Source organism: Paenibacillus thermotolerans (assembly GCF_028745515.1).
In the GTDB taxonomy this organism is placed as follows: domain Bacteria; phylum Bacillota; class Bacilli; order Paenibacillales; family YIM-B00363; genus Paenibacillus_AE; species Paenibacillus_AE thermotolerans.
In genome coordinates, this window is record NZ_JAQZSG010000007.1 from 152,661 (window position 1) to 168,401 (window position 15,741).

Below are 15,741 nucleotides of genomic sequence, written 5' to 3' on the forward strand. Positions count from 1 at the left end.
TGAAATGTCCACTTATGATCGACCGTGAGAAGTGCAAGAATAGTCCAGACAAGGCCATATCAAGATTTTTTAGTAGGAGACAATTAAAATGTCTATTTTGAGGTGTCGATATGTCTGAAAATATTGTATCCATCCTTAGGAATGCTTTCGTTAAATCTTCATTCATGCTTAGTGATAAGTATCTGGAAAAAAACGAAATCATATTACGCCACGTTGAAACAATGATTGGTCTACTTACAATTTCAAAAAAAGAACGAGGCATAGTTTTACATCATGGTACAAGAATCCCCCTATATTTCGCTATTGTGCTTGCCTGTTTTAAGACATATTTATCTGACGAAAGAGATAATACTGCATTTTTAGATGATTTAAATACAGGGGACTTAGTACTTTATGAGAATAAAAGGGGGATTTATAAAGGTAGAGATCCCAATGGAAAAATTATAATTGTGAATGCTGATAAAGGAGGGACACGAACTACTAATTATATCCCTATCACCCTTGCGAATAAAGTACAACCGTACTTTGGTGACGGAAAGACTTTGGACGGTCGTGGTATCAAAAGAAAGCGGAATGTAATGAGCGTAATATCAGAGTTATTTGATATTAAAAATGAAGAAATAAAGAGCGTAATAAATAAATCGGTTCTGATTGTTTGTGACAAGATCGAAGCTGATGAGATAATAGGAAGTATGAGCCTTAAGGTCAACGATAAACGTATAAAAATGGGCGAATTGTTTCCGGCTGCTTATATTACACCTAACGAGATTCATCATTATCCAGGGAATACTGCAAAGAGTGATCCGGTAATAAGGTTCGTAAACAAATTATCGTTAGCCAGAGAATTAATAATAGAAAATAAAAGCATTGAGACAGTAATAATCAACGGTTCAGAATATTTTGTAAATGACACTTCAGAAATAGCAAGTATATATGAACGAAGTTCGTTAAAAAGCATTATTTTGCTTGGTGAGATTTGTAAGGGAATCAATTCGCCTGTTTTTAATGAAATGGAAAATCTTAAACCATTCATCTGGACAAACGATACAACAATTCAAAGTGAAGAGATTGTATCTGAACAGCAGGAAAACGAAATACATGAAGAAAGTAAGCTGCTTCAGAGATTGATATTCAATTATAAAAATATCGAGAAAGAAACAGTTCTAATTGACGGGCCATTTGATAATGATGAGTTTTTCCAGTGTAAAAAGAATTTACTTCAACTATCAAAACAAATAGACGATAGCGATAAAAAAGAGTTCTTTATTAAAAAAGCATACTGGTTACTTAATCTCCTTGAAAGATCATTTTTTCCTATATCAGTGATGGAGAAAATGGTCTCTAACGGTCAAATAAATGCTCCATCACCAAACTCAGAGTTGGATTTGATAAAGAAAATTATGGTTGAGTTTATGGGTACAAAGTTGGAGTCGATAGCCAGAGAGATAGTTGAAAATATAGATCACATAAAGACGAAACTGGAATATACGAATCCTAAATTTAACTACTTACTGGAAAAAATAAAAGATAGTAAAATATCAAAAAGAAAATTATCTATAATTTGCGCGAAAACATATTATCAAAAAGTTTTTTGGGAAGCCGCGCCTGAATATCTGAGGGAAACAGTTGATAAATGCGCTTTTTTCACACCTAATAAATATAGTTCATCAATACTTTTCCACCAAGTTTACGTCGTTGGTATATGGGACTGGACTAAATTAAATCCATTGTTATTTAGCAATTCTAAGGTAGTATCTTTTGTAATGTACAAAAATGAAATTAAGAAATATTACCTAGCGGCTGAAGTTACAAAAAATAAGCTTGTATCTCTACAAAAAAGAAATTTGTTGATACAAAATAATGAAACCCTTGATCAAGACGACTCCAAAGAAGTTGTAGTTAGTGTCGATGCCGAGTTAGATGAACGTTATCTTGAAGATCAATTGGAGATATTTACAGATAGCATTTCTTTATCGTTTTCAAGTGAGGATTTTAAATTCTCCTCGAATACAGGTATGCAGACATCTGAAATTGTGAGGGTCGCCCTATTAGAAACAGGTGAGAAAATTCTTTTTACCAGGTATTACTCTGCATATGTATTTGATAGTGACCGCCAGGTTGTGAAAGAAACGGATGTTTCTTCGTTAAATGTAGGAGACTTTCTGATCTTTACTAGTTACGACAGTGGTACAAGAGATATTGTGGAAAGGATCCTAGAAATTATTTTGGAGAGTGAGGATTGTAGCGATCAATTTAGAGAAGCAAATCGTAAATCGATACACTGGAAACAAGTGTTGAAGGACTATATTTATAAAAAACGAATAAGTTACAAAGAATTATCAGATATGATGGCGGATGCTGGAGCTTGGAAACATGAAGTTACATTGAGAACTTGGTTGGATGAGGCAAGTCATATAGTTGGGCCCAGAGATCTTGATTCTTACAAAACTATTGCCAAGATCACGAAAGACCCGGAGATGCTTTCGAATCCCGAAACATATCATCAATCAAGCAGAGAAGTTAGATCAATGAGAATAAGGATTTTAAAATATCTAGGAAAGAACATTATTAAGAATTACAACAAAAATAAGGATGTTTATGATGAAATATTAAGTAAATTGCCGATCGACCTCTCAAAGATGTCAAGGTTGCTTCAGATAGAAAAAATTATAAAGGCGGAAAATCTTGTAGTACCTTCTCATTTAGCCAATAAACCAATAATATCGTAGGATTTGGGAGTGACGCCTGTGAAGGACTTATTATTAGATACGAGATCCCAGTTAATCGAACAAATGAAGAAAGAATTGCTAGGGCCCGGTTCTGAATACTCAATTCCTGATGTAGAACATGAGATTATCACCGATTTACCGGAAACACGATATTGTGTTGGTGTGCTTTTTCCGCAAAAAAATTTAATAAACGCGGAAAATACTGATGAAGCTTTACCGAAAATAACCGAACAAGCTGAGGAACCGGAACACGAAATCGAAGAACCGTTAGGGACCGTCATCGATGAAGATATTGAACAGAAACAGAGATACTTAGGCAACATTGCGGATGATTCCGATAATGGCACGCTAGATGAAGACATCAGTTTATCAATGCAAAACATGCCGTCTTCAATGGGGATTACTTTTTTTGTGAATAAGGATATTCAAGAGATCGTTGCGAATATTTCATTTGGGACATATAGAAAAGCATTAATTGAAGATTGTAAGGTGCCGTTTATTCCGGAAGATCCGGAAAAGTACATACTTCCCGATAAATTGAGTTTTTTGGTCGAGTATGATAAGGAAAGTAAACTTTTAATATTGAAAAATCGATTGATGCCAAAGGAAGTAACCCAAATAAAGCAAAGTGGCGAGATCGATGATGATTATTTGTTTGACTGCCTTTATAGGTTAAGTAACCAATTTACCCAGGGATTTGTTAGGGTTCCGCATTGTTTGCCTGTTACTATTCGTTTTTCTGACAAGGGATATTTTGAAAGATTCAAGTTGGATAATGAAGAAATTAAATGTGTGGCTCTTAGAAAATATACTCTTGATGGATTACAAGCGATAACCATTCTGTTGGTGAACATGAACACCGGCGGTTATAACGGAACCAATTCTTTCTTTCAGCCAAGAATTGATATTGATTCAAGCAAAAATGATGGGCTTCGTTTTGAAGTTTACTCCAACCGGGAATATGCTGATAATGGCGACCTAGAAGAAAAGGGACTAGATCTTCTTTATCGAGATAAAAAGGTGTTTGCAACCGGACATGGAGTTTCGGCCGATTGGGATGTTAGGGATACAGGCGAAGGGAAAATATGGTCTGAATTCTTGCCGACATTCGAAGTGCCCCAAATGGATTTTAGTATTAAAGACAGTAGAGTAGATCTCAACACATTCTCAATGAAGTACCTATCCGATTTGAATAAAACAGATAAATTATTGAAAATCAAATCAATGAAAGATTTAGTTGACGCCTATTCTTCTTGGATTTCAAAGATCGAGTCAAAGGGTAAATTTCTCGATAGTAGATTTCAAGAGGCAATGGAACATCATATCAAGGAATGTAAAGAATCCTGTGACCGTATGTACTATGGATTAAAATTGTTAGAGAAGAACGATGTTATATATGACGCTTTCCAATTGGCTAACAGATCCATGTTCATGCAACGCATTCATTCCGTTCTTCAGAAGGAAGATCATTACCCCCAAGATGAAGAATTGCAAAATAAAATAATGAATTTAAATTATTACGAGGAAGATGATCAAAATCATAAATGGCGTCCGTTTCAATTGGCGTTTTTATTGATGAGTATTAGATCAATAGTGGAAGAAGATTGCTCTGAGAGAAACTTAGTTGATTTGATTTGGTTTCCTACCGGCGGTGGAAAGACAGAGGCGTATCTGGGGTTGACAGCATTCACGATATTTTATCGCAGGCTCGTCCATCTTCCTACGTCTGCAGGCACCACAGTGATTATGAGGTATACTTTAAGACTACTTGCTGCCCAACAATTTTTAAGAGCAGGCACTCTTATTTGTGCTTGTGAATCTATTAGAAAAGATTGTGAAAGCAGGAAACCAAAGTATCCATCTTACAAACTTGGAAGCGAGAAAATAACGATTGGACTTTGGATCGGAGGTACGCATACCCCAAATAAGAATGATGATGCAAAAAAATGTCTAGATGAGCTTCAAAAGGCAAACAGCAGTAACCTGCGTGACGTCAAGGATAAGCATAACAAATTTCAAATATTAAAATGTCCATGGTGTGGAACTAAGCTTGTTAAAGATTACGACAGAACAGGTAACAATCTGATTGGCCGCTGGGGCTATCTAATGAAAAATAAGAAGCGGTTTGAAATATATTGTACTCAGGAAAACTGCGAATTTGAAACAGCATTGCCAATTCAAGTTGTTGACGAGGAATTATACGAAAATCCCCCGACACTATTATTTGGTACGGTAGATAAATTTGCAATGCTGCCTTGGAAGAGTGATGCGGGAAGTTTCTTTGCAACGAGAAGTAATAATCGAACCCCTGAGTTAATCATTCAGGACGAACTACATTTAATATCGGGGCCTTTAGGTACAATGGTGGGATTATACGAAACGGCAATCGATGCACTGGTTAGTGCAAAAGGTGTGAAATCGAAAATTATCGCATCAACAGCAACGATTCGTCGCGCAAAAGATCAATGTTCAAATTTATTCAATCGCGATGTCAAACAGTTCCCTTCTCCCGGCATTGATTCCGATGATTCTTTTTTTGCGCGGGAAGCTTGCATAAAAGAGCAGCACGGACGGTTTTATGTAGGTATAATGCCTTCCGGGAAAACTAAAGCAATGATGGAAGTAAGATCTATTGCGGCAATACTCCAACGTGTTCATATGATGGATATTCCATATGAGGTGAAGGATAAGTTTTGGACTTTGGCGGTATATTTCAATAGTTTGCGCGATTTGAGTAAATGTTCGATGTTGGTGGATGATGACGTTAAAGACTTTTTAAGAAGAACGGCACAGCGTTTTGGGAATAGAAGTTTAACGAGAAGAACTGGGTCCGCCGATGAATTGACGAGCAGAATCTCCACTTCGCAATTAAACGAAACATTAGAAAAGCTCGAACAGGTTGTTTATAGCGAGGAAAACCAGAGAGAAAAGAAATATCCGATTAACGTATTACTCGCGACGAATATGATCTCGGTAGGGGTGGACGTTGCGAGATTAAATGTAATGTTACTTGTCGGGCAACCAAAGTTGACAAGCGAATACATTCAAGCATCCAGCCGAATTGGAAGAACTTATCCTGGCGTAGCTTTTGTGTTGTACGACGGTGCTAAGAGTCGGGATAGATCACACTACGAACAATTCAGAAGTTACCATGAATCGTTTTATAAATTTGTAGAACCTACAGGCGCAACACCATTTTCAAAACCTGCCCGTGACCGGGCTCTACACGCAGTAATGGTCACATTAATGAGGCACAAATATAAACTCACTTCAGATAATGAGGCTGCTTTTTTTCAACGAGATGATGAAGCGATAAGGGAAATTGAGGAGTTTATAATTGATCGGATAAATGAAATTAGAGACCGCGTCGATATCGATTTAAAAGATGAGAGTAATGCTATCATTGAGGAAATGGAAGAATTTTGGGGTGACTGGGAAGACCGCATTAATCGTTCCACAGGCAGTAACTTTTATTATGGGGACAGATATATAGTGCAAGATCCTCCGTCAGACACGAAAAGATTGCTTAAAGTATTCGGAAACGGCAGCCCTGACTCCGCTAAAGAAACTCTAACATCAATGAGGAATGTTGATAAGAGTGTAACTGCCGGTTTAATTATTTGGGAGTGATGACTATTGTCTAGATTAGGAAGGCAGAGGGATATACAAAGGCTTAATATTGTTACACATAGTGTCAGAAGCGCACAAGCAATACTACAATATGGCGTTGGTGCAATGGTTGATTTCCCGGATCAGACTTTAATGACTGCTGCCCCTGAATATTGGGAAACGAAGGTTACGCGAATACACGATGAAAGATTAGAGAAAGCATTGAAAGTTGATTACTTTGGTATGCCTGGGGGCCAAAATAAATACGATTGGGGAATTGCGTATGCTCGATTCCCGGAATGGTATTTTTGCCCGAAATGCAGGGTGTTTAAACCATTAAAACTTTGGGTCAATGAGTATTTAAGGAAGGCTACATCAAAACAAAAAGAATTTGATCCGCATATGAGAAAACCTCGTTGTATGGAATGTAGGCAAGGCCTAGTCCCCAGTCGTATTGTGGTTGCTTGTACTAAAGGACATATCGACGATTTCCCATGGGTGCTATGGGCCCATGGGAAAAAAGAGAGTGAAATTTGTTCCAACCCAATCTTAACATTTGAGACCGGTGCGACAGCATCTGCTGGTCTTGAAGGTCTGAACGTAAGGTGTAAGAATTGCAATTCTCGAGCTACCTTGAAGGGCGCATTTGATAAGGATGCGATGGAGAAGATAGGTTATCAATGCACGGGGAAGATGCCATGGAAAAATCACTCCGTTGATTGTGTAGAGTCCCCCAGGGCAATGCAACGAGGTGCATCTTCCTTATACTATCCCAAAGTTGTTAGTTCACTTGTAATTCCTCCATATTCAGAAAAGATTAACGATCGCATTGTAAATTCGGTAGGATTTAATGATGTCCTAAGAATAATCGGTGATTATGAAGAGGATGAAAAGGTCGAAAGAATTAGGAAACGCATTGATAAGTGGGCTGAGGATATAGCAAGAGAGCTTTCCGCTGATTCAGCAGTGGTTAAGAATATCTTGTCAAGGCGTTTGCTAGATAATGGTGAAGATGAGCCGGTAAATGCGAACGGGATTAAATATCGTATTGAAGAGTTTGAGGCTCTTTCGGGAAAAATATCAATTAATGATCTAAATGGTAATGATTTTGTTAGAGAAGCGACAGATATAAATATGTATGAAATTCCTTTTGTTAAAGATATTTCACTCATTCATAAAATCAGAGAAGTTCGGGCATTAACAGGGTTTACGCGCCTAGAACCGCCTGATGCATATGATTCGGGTGAGAATATTCGTGGGTTTATCTCGGTTAAGGAGCCCGAAACAAGGTGGTACCCCGGTTATGAAGTCCGAGGTGAGGGCATATTTATTGAATTTAATAATTCTGATATAAATAGATGGATAGACGAAAACGATGAAGCAATTAAACGGCGAGCTCGAATTATTAACGCTAACTATCAGTCTTCATACCAAGGGGATGTTACAAATAGGGAAATAACTCCCAAGTTCATCTTGCTGCATACGATTGCTCATCTACTTATTAGGCAACTGAGCTTTGAATGTGGATATACAGCTGCATCATTGAGAGAAAGACTTTACTGCAGTGAACAAGAAGACGGAGTTGAAATGTCAGGAATTCTTATTTACACTGCCAGCGGAGATTCCGAAGGTACACTTGGCGGACTTGTTAGACAAGGCTATTGGGATTGTTTACCCCGCACTTTTAGAAAAGCGATCGAATTTGGTGAGTTGTGCTCAAATGATCCGGTATGTATAACCAGTAAGGGTCAAGGTAGAGATGCATTAAATCTAGCTTCCTGTCATTCTTGTGGTCTTCTTCCGGAGACCAGTTGTGAAGAATTTAACGTATTTTTGGATCGTGGACTGGTAGTGGGGACGTTTGAAGAGAAGGATATAGGATTTTATAATAAATGGTTGAATAGTTAAATGGGTGATTCAATGAATAAGAGTGAAACTTATACAGCTATTGATTTATTTGCAGGTTGTGGAGGGTTATCCGAAGGATTACGGCAAGCTGGATTTCACGTAGTTGCAGCTGTCGAGATTAACAAATTCGCAGCCGAAACGTATACCGAAAATCACAAAGAAACATTGCTTTTCGACGAAGATATTCGCACGATAGATTTGCAAAAAATTAAGAAATTATTGAATGGGGAAACCTTGCATTTGCTTGCCGGTTGTCCTCCATGTCAAGGATTTTCTTCGATGAGAAGACTAAACCGGAAGGAACCAGTTGAAGATCCTAGAAATGACCTTATTTTGGAGTACTTGAGGTTTGTAAAAGAATTCATGCCCCTTACTCTGATGATGGAGAATGTGCCCTCGATCATAAGCTATCCACTTTTTGAGGAAGTAGCCAAAGAGTTAAAGATTTTAGGGTATAATATCGATTTTGATGTTGTGAATGTTTCAAAATATGGAGTTCCTCAAAGAAGAAAACGATTTGTTATGGTTGGTTCACGCGTCGGTGAGATAAAAATATCACCCGGAAACAATGAAAGAAAAACTGTTAGAGAGATGATTGGGGGGTTGGAAAGTGCATTTACTACTTCTGACCCAGTACACAGAATTTTTCCGAAACATGTTAAAAGAATTGAAGAAATGATTAGTAACATTCCTAAAAACGGGGGAAGCAGGAGAGATCTCCCGGAAAAGTATATTTTAGACTGTCACAAGAAGGACAATGTCGGATTTAATGATGTCTATGGGCGGCTTAGGTGGAATGATGTTTCTTCGACTATTACTGGCGGGTGTCTGAATCCCTCAAAAGGTAGGTTCCTTCACCCTGAAGAAAATAGGTGCATTTCGGCAAGAGAAGCTTCATTGTTACAAACATTTCCGCCTGATTATATTTTCCCTGCGCATATTCCAAAAACGTCATTGGCACTTATGATTGGGAATGCATTGCCACCGATGTTTAGTAAGGTTCAGAGCCTTAACATTCATTCTCATATTACTGAACACTTTGTCCGGCAGTAGAAACATACTTCTAATATAGAAATCGGGAGTGTTTGGTTAATATCACCTTCCTAGTAGGTTCCTTGGGTGATCCATAATTGTATTCGAACGGGTTGAGTTAATGGATAAGTTCGATAAAGTAAAACGCAGCGAAATTATGAGTAAAATATCAGGTAAAAACACGAAACCGGAGATCATCGTACGTAAACTTCTTCATCGAATGGGTTACCGGTTTCGATTGCATCGTATTGATCTACCGGGGAAACCAGATATTGTGTTGCCAAAGTACAAGAAAGTAATACTTGTGCATGGATGCTTTTGGCATGGGCATGATGGCTGTGTTAAAAGCAAACTTCCTGAAACAAATAAAGATTTTTGGTTGAAAAAAATCGGAAAGAATATTGAACGAGATTTAAAACATTTTAAATCACTTGAAGAACTAGGATGGGATGTATTAATCATATGGAGTTGCGAGATGAGTAAAAAAGCAGATTTAATAACAATAGAACAGAGGTTAGGCACGTTTCTTGATAAGAGGTAATTAATTTACAATAATTTTCTATGAAATTTATGACGTGCCCTTGTTAAAGGGTTCGTCATTTGAAAGTAGCCCAAATGTTCTTCGCGATAACATATTGAGGAGGAAGTTTATGATGCATATTGAACCCTTTTCACCAACGGATATCAAAATCCCAAAAAACAGTAGAGTGAAATACTTTACTGTTACTGGTCCAAAAGGTTCATTGAAAATCGGTATTACGTTCACTAAGAGCTCACTTAGGGGAATGCAATACCAACTGGCAAGAATGCGGATAGGTGATACATGGATTCGCGAGAATTTCGGTTCCCCAATTCATGAAATCCTTAAGGAGCACGTCGGGGCAACTTTTCAAGGAACAAGGGAGACATGGTTCGAGGAAGTGTATAACCGGAATTATTCAGTATAAAAACTATGTGCTATTTTTCTGATGATTGATTGCCGTAGCTTGCCTGTGGCCACAGCTGATTATGAGAATAGCAGTACATTAAAAAGAGACATCCCACTGGCCGTGTACAATGAAATGCGTAGCATCATCGACAATGAGTACGAGATACACCTGTTTCTTCGCCCCGTTTGGGCCTACGATGACAAAGGGTTATATTTGATGTCACTTTGCCATAAAGTGTTGCGATAGCACTTTTGAAAGCAACGCGCGGCGAACGCCACGTTTCCGTATACAGGCGCAACTGCCTCGAGCTGTAACCACGACGTGCCAGTTACTCCTGTAATGTGTTCCTTTTCATTGTTACTCGGCTGGATCTTGTTTTCCCATTGGATTTGGATGAATTGTCGGACGCTCCTGCTAGGCACTTCGTGCCGAAGAAGAATCGACACTTTCAGGATCACCTCGTAAATAACACCATTAACCAGTTTGCGACCGCGTTCTTTGGGCTTTTGAACACGCAAACTTTGAGGCCGATACTGTGTCAAATACCGGCGCAACAATCGTTCGGATAATCCAGTTTGATTGTAGTTCTATACTTTGAGCTGTTTGAGTTTAGTTCGGTCGTTCCCTGCGATAAACGGCGACACATGAAACCGCATTTCCGCTACATCTTCGCTTTTCGTAAATATTTCAATCTCATTCCTCCAATCCTTAGGATGACATGAGTGTAACCCCGTGTTTTGCGGAAAAGAAGGCATACCGGGTTTGTAACCTCAAGCATGTGAATTTGCAATTGGCCGGACAGCTCGAGAGAACCAAAAGGTAGCGCGGGTTCCAACAAATTGTCTAACAGGATGGAGTACGGACGATGGCGACGCTGACAAACATGCTACAGGTAGGTCATAACGGATGGCAAGCGATGTGAGAACTCTTTTTTGCATACACTATGCCGTAAACCCAGTTCGCCAGCGCATGATCGTGGATTCATCTGCCGCAACGTCAGTGTAGGGGAGGTCTGAATTACCCTTTCAATGCTATTAGTGTCGTAATGCTTATATGGAGCTAACAGATCCGGAAGTTCATGATGATTATATGCACGATCCGCTTAGTATTCGTCGAATGATGAGCCGATAGCGCCGGAATTTTGCACCCACATGCAGCTCCTTATTAGACTCAGATTCCCCCCAACAGGGGCAAGGAACATTTCCTTACTCCTAACAAAAATGTCGGTTTCATTTTCCTTTGCATCCAACAAAAGTCTGCTATAATGATCATCACACGGTTTTTTGGAGGATGCCCCATTGTGTGAACTGTATCCATAAGTTCACACAATGGGGCATCCTTTTCCTTTTCCATGAATACGGACATTATTTTCGTCTATTCTTGGACAGGCAAGGCCATCAAATTCTCGATATCTTCGACTAATAAAAACAATGGTATGGCATCTCTAAAATATAATTGATAGAATATTAGCATATATTGTATTTTAGTAGGGGGGAATCTGTTATGACTACACCTTTTTCAGCTGGAGGCTCTGCTATAGGTTACCTTTATCAATCCAGATATGCTCTATACCTATTATTGCAAAGGATTGATTCTCAATTATCAATAGAGAAGTTGGATGACGTTGCTTTTGAAGATGGTTATTCACCTGCTGAACTCCTACAACTCAAGCACCATTTGAACTCAACTGCTTCCTTAACAAATGCTTGTTCAGATTTATGGAAAACAGTACGAGTTTGGAGTGAGGCACTAAAATCACAAGTTCCTTTAGCACGTCTAACATTAGTGACAACGGCGACTGTGCCACACGGCTCAATTGGACACTATTTGAAGGATAACCTTATAAGAGATCCTTCCAAAGCCAGATCTATGATGCTTGATGTAATTGCTACGTCAGAAAGTCAAACGAATCAGACTGCATATCAAGCATTCTCTTCGTTAACTCCGGAGCAGCAATTTTCATTAGTTGAAAACATGTATATACTAGACCAATCACCAGATATTGTTGACGTTTCGGATAAGGTTAAAGGTCTATTAGCACTCTCGGTAAGAAGAAACTTAATAGATTCTTTATATGAACGGCTTGAAGGATGGTGGTTCCAGCAGGTCATAATCCATTTAAAAGAGCAATCAATGGGAACTATATCTGGAGCAGTCTTATCCGAAAAAATACATGATATCGCAGATCAATTGAGACCAGACAGATTACCAATTGATTATCAAAGCGATGTTCCCGAAGACCCACAAACTTACGATGGAAGACAGTTTGTTCAACAATTACAAATCATATCTCTAAGTGAAAAGAGAATTGAACTCGCTCTAAGGGATTATTATAGGGCTTTTATGCAGCGATCTAAATGGATATCTGACCACCTGGTAAGTATCGGTGAATTGGAGCGTTACGAGAAACGATTACATGAAGCATGGGAAGAGTATTTTGAAATTTTAATTGAATCAGGTATTGAAGGATTAACTGGTCCAGAATTGGAACAAAGAGGGAAATCATTATACAATCGTTTGATGGAAGCGACCCATTTAACGATTAGACCAGGTTGTACAGAACCCTATGTGTTAAAAGGGAGTTACCATATACTTGCTGATAAAGAAGGAACCCCTTTAGGATGGCATCCTCATTTTAAGCAAGTACTTGATAAATTAAAAACGGCACATAAGGAAGGGGCTGCAGGATGAATAGTTGGAACCAACGTCCGACTGAAGTAGCGAACCTCCTTAACCCCGCTTTTTGTGGGTACATACTTAAAGAATACGTAAAATCCTATGAAAGCGAAACTGGTACGGGTGTTCCGTTCGAGCTCATGTTTTTGTTATTACCTATTGTTTTGCATCGTCATACACGGGAGCAACTCCCTTCTACCATTCGAACGCACCTCCAATATTGGTTGCAATCTAATCCTGAAATTCGAATTGGCTTTGCAAATCGTGTAAATGAGATGATTGGTATTACGCGTGAGTCGATGTTATTTCTTATTCACAAGGGATATCTCACAGAATTAAATGGGCGCTTTTTTGCAACTGAGAAGAGATATAGAAGATTTCTTATTGATGACGAAATTAAGGAGATCGCGAATAAAAGCAAATTTGTTGGTCGTTGGTTTTCTAACTCTTCAAGTTCTACTATTTATACAATGTGGGGGATTTGTCCATGAGTATTCAGATCAAAGAGCTTGCTCTATATAATAAACAAGGGCGCAAGCGTATTGTTCCTTTTATTATAGGTAAGGTAAATATTATCACAGGAAAATCTAAAGTTGGTAAATCAGCAATTATTGAAATAATCGAATATTGTTTAGGAAGATCGGAATTTAGAATCCCCGAAGGTGTAATTCGAAATCATGTCGTATATTTTGGAATAAAACTCATCTACGAACAACAAGAGATCTTAATCGTAAAAAAAGCTCCGGAAGGAAATGCGTTAAGTCAAAGCCAAATCCATCTAGAAGTAGGGGCAGATATAGATTTTCCTGAAATTGACAACATAACAACAAATAGCAACGATGATAGTCTGGTTGATTATTTAGGAAGTCTGATAGGAATTTCGCCCAATCTACATATCCCTTCCGAGGGGCAATCGCGTGATCCATTGGAAGCGAATTTCAAGCACGCACGTACCTTTCTCTTTCAAAAACAAAGTGTTATAGCAAACGAATCTATTCTTTTCCACCGACAAAACGAACCATTTATCCCGCAATCTATTAAGGATACGCTTCCCTACTTTCTAGGTGTAATTCGTGAGGATCAATTAAAGTTAGAGCAGGAACTTCGGCAAACAAAAAGGCAACTCAAGCTGCTGCAACGGAAATTTTACGAAGCTTCCACTATAGTTGGTAATTCAAATGCACAGGCAATCACTTTATTTGAAGAAGCGAAACAAGTTGGATTGTTGGATGAAAAGGTTCAATCGGGTGATTCGGATTACATTCTTAGTTGCTTAAAAGGCACTTTGAAATGGAAACCGTTTGCAGAACCCATATTCGAAACTGACCGTTTGCAGGAAATGCAATCAGAAAGACGAGGATTAATAGAGCAAATTGCACAAGTTAATGATCAAATAAGTTCAGCAAAAGCTTATGCTGCCGAAGCTGTTGGATATACATTTGAAGCGAATCAACAAAGATTGCGACTTGAATCAGTACATTTATTTCCAAGTGATGGTGACGGGCAAAATCATTGTCCACTTTGTACGTCTAGATTGGAGAACACCGTTCCAACTGTTGAGATGATTAATAACTCACTTTTAAATTTGAGAAATAATTTAATATCTGTTGAAAGAGAACGGCCTAAACTACGGGAATTCCTGCAAAAATTGGAGTATCAACTACAGGCTTATAAAGAAGAGTTACAGTCGATTACGAATGCTATGAACACTCTTTTGATGGAACAGCAAGTAGCCGATGATATTAAAGAAATCAACACAAGAATTGCCAGAGTGGTGGGCAGAATTAGTTTATTTTTAGAGAACTATCAAGAAGTCAACGAAGATAAGGACTTAAAAATACAAATTGCAGAATTAGAAGGTAGAATCGAGATACTTGAGCAGGAGCTTGATAAAGAAAAGAAAGATGAATTATTGACATCCGTTCTAAGCAGAATATCTACATACATGACAAAATGGGCTGAAGATTTACAACTGGAACATTCATCATCTCCATATCGACTGGATCTAAAATATCTTACTGTCATTGCAGATCAAGAAGAAAGACCTATTCCAATGTACAGGATGGGCAGTGGCGAAAACTGGCTTGGTTGTCATTTAATTTCACATTTGGCTCTTCATAAATACTTTATACAACGCGACAGACCCGTCCCATCATTTATTATTCTGGATCAGCCAACTCAGGTGTATTTTCCACCGGAAAAGTATGAGGTTATGGAAGGTTTAGACGAAGAGCTGACAGACGAGGATCGATTAGCAGTTTCACGTTTATTCAACCTATTATATTCTGTTTGTAATGAATTAGAAGGGAAATTCCAAATTATTGTATTAGACCATGCCAATATAGATGACGAAGACTTTCAGAGCTCATTAGTTGAAGAACCTTGGCGAAACGGAAGAGCGTTAATTCCTGTGGACTGGTTTGAGGAAGAGAACGATTAGCAATAATAAACGCTATAGAGCCCAAAAATAAAAAGCGATTACCCCCATTTGTTGGTCATTGTTTTATGTTATGTTAGAACATGCCAAGTAGAGTTCGAAACAATATTTGCAATCTTATTAACTGATTCTAGATGCGATTGGATAAATTGTATCATGACTAAATGATACAATTTATCATTTCGGTTCCACTTTGCCCCAATTTTCCAGTCGCATTAGAGAATATGACCGACTGTGGTTCAAAATTGGCCAAAAAATCGTTTTTATGATTCGGATTCCTCGAACATTTATCTTAAAACCCGAAACCCCTTGATACGACTGGGTTTTCTCTCGGAAAAATCCTGAGATGCTCAAATTCCAATTTCTTATCTTGACAGGATTAAATTCGCAGGTGGTAGTTTACCTTAAAGATCACAGTACG

Annotated in this window: 9 protein-coding genes and 1 pseudogene; 9 read left to right on the plus strand and 1 reads right to left on the minus strand. The window is 38.3% G+C overall.

Annotation, left to right across the window (positions count from 1 at the left end):
- Positions 1-110 precede the first annotated feature (110 nt).
- The 6 genes from PT964_RS08470 (at position 111) to PT964_RS08495 (ending at position 10,225) form a co-directional block, all read left to right on the plus strand.
- The gene (locus PT964_RS08470; protein WP_274362912.1) at positions 111-2,729 is read left to right on the plus strand and encodes a DrmE family protein; all 2,619 of its coding nucleotides are present in this window, start codon (positions 111-113) and stop codon (positions 2,727-2,729) included.
- An 18-nt stretch (positions 2,730-2,747) separates the two neighbouring features.
- Positions 2,748-6,359, plus strand: coding sequence for a helicase-related protein (locus PT964_RS08475; RefSeq protein ID WP_274362913.1), 3,612 nt, complete (start codon positions 2,748-2,750; stop codon positions 6,357-6,359).
- A 6-nt stretch (positions 6,360-6,365) separates the two neighbouring features.
- Positions 6,366-8,246, plus strand: coding sequence for a DUF1998 domain-containing protein (drmB, locus tag PT964_RS08480; protein WP_274362914.1), 1,881 nt, complete (start codon positions 6,366-6,368; stop codon positions 8,244-8,246).
- A gap of 12 nt (positions 8,247-8,258) precedes the next feature.
- Positions 8,259-9,299 (plus strand): DNA cytosine methyltransferase, encoded by a 1,041-nt coding sequence (locus PT964_RS08485; protein ID WP_274362915.1) that lies wholly within the window; start codon positions 8,259-8,261, stop codon positions 9,297-9,299.
- 100 nt (positions 9,300-9,399) lie between these two features.
- Complete coding sequence (locus PT964_RS08490; protein WP_274362916.1) at positions 9,400-9,819, plus strand: very short patch repair endonuclease; 420 nt, start codon at positions 9,400-9,402, stop codon at positions 9,817-9,819.
- A 109-nt stretch (positions 9,820-9,928) separates the two neighbouring features.
- Positions 9,929-10,225, plus strand: coding sequence for a hypothetical protein (locus PT964_RS08495; RefSeq protein WP_274362917.1), 297 nt, complete (start codon positions 9,929-9,931; stop codon positions 10,223-10,225).
- Between the two features lie 868 nt (positions 10,226-11,093).
- Here PT964_RS08495 and PT964_RS26505 read toward each other — a convergent pair.
- Positions 11,094-11,279 (minus strand): annotated as a pseudogene (locus PT964_RS26505) (hypothetical protein); the annotation flags it as partial.
- 431 nt (positions 11,280-11,710) lie between these two features.
- On the opposite strand from PT964_RS26505, the gene PT964_RS08500 reads away from it, so the two are divergent.
- Genes PT964_RS08500 through PT964_RS08510 form a run of 3 tightly spaced genes read left to right on the plus strand, consistent with a single transcriptional unit; the run spans position 11,711 to position 15,323 of the window.
- Positions 11,711-12,898 (plus strand): ABC-three component system protein, encoded by a 1,188-nt coding sequence (locus PT964_RS08500; protein WP_274362918.1) that lies wholly within the window; start codon positions 11,711-11,713, stop codon positions 12,896-12,898.
- Complete coding sequence (locus PT964_RS08505; protein WP_274362919.1) at positions 12,895-13,374, plus strand: three component ABC system middle component; 480 nt, start codon at positions 12,895-12,897, stop codon at positions 13,372-13,374. Before PT964_RS08500 ends, PT964_RS08505 begins: the two co-directional genes overlap by 4 nt.
- Entirely contained in the window at positions 13,371-15,323 is a 1,953-nt protein-coding gene (locus PT964_RS08510; RefSeq protein WP_274362920.1) for a DUF3732 domain-containing protein, read from the plus strand. The genes PT964_RS08505 and PT964_RS08510 overlap by 4 nt, the downstream gene beginning before the upstream one ends.
- Positions 15,324-15,741 lie beyond the last annotated feature (418 nt).